Annotated in this window: 2 protein-coding genes; both read left to right on the top strand. The window is 67.9% G+C overall.

The features are described 5' to 3' along the window. Window positions 1-11: 11 nt before the first annotated feature. Complete coding sequence (locus RB628_RS40160; protein WP_318325591.1) at window positions 12-134, top strand: DUF6183 family protein; 123 nt, start codon at window positions 12-14, stop codon at window positions 132-134. Window positions 135-403: 269 nt separating this feature from the next. After that, window positions 404-2,839 carry a right-handed parallel beta-helix repeat-containing protein gene (locus tag RB628_RS40155; RefSeq protein WP_318325590.1) on the top strand — a complete coding sequence of 812 codons (2,436 nt, stop codon included), beginning with the start codon at window positions 404-406 and terminating at the stop codon, window positions 2,837-2,839. Window positions 2,840-2,884 lie beyond the last annotated feature (45 nt).

Below are 2,884 nucleotides of genomic sequence, written 5' to 3'. Positions count from 1 at the left end.
GGCTGCGTTTCATGGCGTTCACGGACTGGTTCCACCACGACACGGCGGACGTGGCCTTCGCCGTACTGGATCCCGGTGCAACTCGGGTCGCGGTACTGGCCGCGTCGGACACCGACGCTGACCCTCACTTCTGATTCCGCTCTGGTTCCGCCACTTCTGGGTCTGTGGCGGGGAGGGAAGCGCGGCGGTCGCGCACGCGTTTCCGTCAACTCGGTCTCGTCAGGCGGGCCTTGGGTCTGCCCAACCGCCGAACACCGCCCCAACAGTTGACCCGGCCTCCCCGCCTCGCAAGACTGATCATGACGTCGGCGGTAAGGCGAGGCACCGCCGACTCAAGGCGCAAACCGGGGATGCAGGGGGGCGACCAGGGGCCGAACAAGCGGCCCCCGAAAGAAAGTTGACGATGAGACCCATATCGATGCCCGCGCTTCCCCCGATGCCCTCGGTCCCCAGACTGGTCGTATCAGCCACCACCGCCCTCATCCTGATGGCCGCCCCAATAATCGCCCCCTCGGCCCTCGCCGCCGCCGACCCCACCGCCCCCGGAGCGGAAAGCACCGCCGTCACACCCTCCGCAGCCTCCGACCTCACCTGGTCTCCCCTCACCTTCGGTCAGTCCACCGACCTCAACTTCGCCTCCAACGTGCTGCCCGAGAAGGTCGGCACCAACTACGCGAAGCCCGATCACCCCGGCACCCTCGACGGCCGCGTCGTCATGGAGAGCCGTGGCGGCAAGATCTCCCCCGGGCATGACGGCATCACCTTCTACAACACGGCCCTGAACCCGAAGACCGACAACTTCGTCCTCACCGCCGACATGACCGTCGAGCAGTTCGGGCCGGAGACCGGTGCCACCGTCAACTCGGCGGACAGCGCCGGGATCATGGTGCGTGACGTGAACGGGGCGGCCCGTCAGGAGCCGATGGTTCTCGGGTTCGAGGAAGTGCCCGCCGCCTCCAACAGCTTCGGCGCCGGCATGATGAAGACCGGGCTCAGTGGCTTCAGCCGGACGGGTGTCGTGAAGCCGTACGGCAACCCGGGCGGTGCCCTAAAAGCGTCCACTTTCACCAGGGACTCCACGTACGCGCTGCCCACCGGCACCCCGGTCACCCTCCGACTGGAGCGCACCGACACCGAGTTCGTGATGTCCGCGACCTTTACCCACGCCGGCGAGCCCGCCACCTTCGTGCAGCGGGTGGCCGGTGCCGACTGGGTTCAGGACATCGACCCCGATCACATGTACCTCGGGCTCTACGCCGCCCGCAACGCCAGGGTCAGCTTCGAGAATGCCCGACTTGAGGTGAGCGAGGCGCACACCCAGCCGCGTACGCCGGTTCAGGTGGCCCCCGTCGCGCCCGCCCTGACCCTGTTCTCGGCGCCCGAGACCAGCACCCGTGACTACACGCTCCGGGCGCGCCCCAACTACGACGGTACCCTCGTCGTCACCGACACCGGCAGTGGTGAGCGGATCGCCGAGGCGCGGGTCGCCGCGAACGAGATCTTCGGGCATCGAGTCCAACTCGCCTCCGATCAGGTCGACTTCGAGTTGACCTTCACGCCGGACGCGGCCACGTCCCCCGGTACCCCGGTCAGTAGGTCGCTCACGGTCGTCAGGAAGGCGTACGGGGAGAAGGGGGACGGGGCCGTCGTTCACGCCTCCCCGGGCGGTACCGGCGCCGGCGCCGGTACCGTCTCCGATCCCGTCGATCTCGCCACCGCCCTCAAGTACGTCGCGCCGGGCGGTGCGGTGCTCATGCACGGCGGTACCTATCAGCCGGCCGGCACGCTCAACCTCGGTGCCTCGTACAGCGGGCTCGACGGGAAGCCCAAGACGCTCAAGCCGTACCGGAATCAGGAAGTCACCATCGACGGCGGCGACAAGGTCGACGTCGTGCTGCGGCTCGACGCCGACAACTGGCGGGTGAGGGGCTTCCACATCACCCACGCGCGGGCCAACGCGGTGCGCGTCAGCGGTAGTTACAACACGGTCGAGCGGATGCTGTTCAACTACAACGGCAACACCGGCTTCCAGATCACCGGCAGCGGTAGCGACCCCGCGCTGTGGCCGTCGTACAACCTCGTCCGGGGCAATGAGTCGCACGACAACCGGGACGTCGACGACGAGAACGCCGACGGCTTCGCAGCCAAGCTCGGGGTCGGCGCGGGCAACGTCTTCCGGGGGAACATCGCCCACCACAACATCGACGACGGCTGGGACCTCTACAACCGTACGAACGAGGGCGCCAACCTGCCGATCACCCTCGTGGACAACGTCGCCTACGCCAACGGCCGCCTCAGTAACGGCTACGACGAGGACAGCAACCGGGGGAGCGGCTTCAAGCTCGGCGGTGAGGGGCTGCCCGTCGACCATGTGGTGCGGGGCAACATCGCCTACGACAACAACCTGGACGGCTTCACGGACAACTTCAACCCGGGCCGGATGACGCTGACCCGCAACACATCCTTCGACAACAAGCGGTTCAACTACATCGCCCGTTTCAATCCGTACTTCACGGCGGACCAGCAGGGCGTCTACCGCGACAACCTCTCCTTCCGGACGGAGGGTGGGCCCGGCGGTGCCGTGCCCGTGCGGGACTTCCTCTCCGGAGACGTCGACCGTACGAACGTCCTCTTCGACGGGGAGCGGGCCGTGAGCTCCGACGGTACGACGGTCGCCACGGCGGCCGACTTCTGCTCGCTCACCCCGCCCGTCACGTACGAACGGAACCGGGACGGCACCCCGCGCCACGGCGCCTTCCTCCGCCCGACCCGCCACAGCGCGTTGAACACGGCCGGGACCGACGGTTCGGCTGTCGGGGCGTTGACCTACCGGTACTGAAGAACGGCAGCGGGGTGCCCGGCGTTCACTGAACGCCGGGCACCC

The organism is Streptomyces sp. ADMS (genome assembly GCF_033441795.1).
In the GTDB taxonomy this organism is placed as follows: domain Bacteria; phylum Actinomycetota; class Actinomycetes; order Streptomycetales; family Streptomycetaceae; genus Streptomyces.
Note: the sequence above shows the minus strand (reverse complement) of the source record. Positions and strands in the feature narration are given on the sequence as shown.

What these genes read in the sequence shown, in the direction of transcription:
- RB628_RS40155 (WP_318325590.1), top strand. Translation starts at nt 404, where the DNA reads ATGAGACCCATATCGATGCCCGCGCTTCCCCCGATGCCCTCGGTCCCC.
- RB628_RS40160 (WP_318325591.1), top strand. Translation starts at nt 12, where the DNA reads ATGGCGTTCACGGACTGGTTCCACCACGACACGGCGGACGTGGCCTTC.